This is a genomic window from Chryseobacterium sp. SIMBA_029, assembly GCF_046535275.1.
Taxonomy (GTDB): Bacteria; Bacteroidota; Bacteroidia; order Flavobacteriales; family Weeksellaceae; genus Chryseobacterium.
This window is the reverse complement of sequence record NZ_JAWRXA010000658.1, coordinates 1-249: the sequence shown is the minus strand read 5'-3', so window position 1 is coordinate 249 and position 249 is coordinate 1. Positions and strand designations below refer to the sequence as shown.

The 249-nt window shown below is 35.3% G+C and carries 1 pseudogene; it reads right to left on the bottom strand.

The features are described from left to right. Window positions 1-249 (bottom strand): annotated as a pseudogene (locus tag SB679_RS25615) (DUF922 domain-containing protein); the annotation flags it as partial.

The window sequence follows — 249 nt, the reverse complement described above, 5'->3', positions numbered from 1 at the left end:
CATTGATCTTTTTAGCATCTTTCCAAGACTTCTCTTCATTGAATATAGTCTTGATCTCAATTTTAACAGGTGACTTTGGGTTGGTAGATTTCACTACAGAATACTCCCATCCACAATTGGTATATGCTGCCACATCCGGATTATTTTTTCTATTGACCGGACTTTTAAAATTATCCCATATCAATTTTTGATCTTCCTGCCAGATAATCTTCTGTCCAAAGATCATATGGGCAGTCAGTAAACAAAATG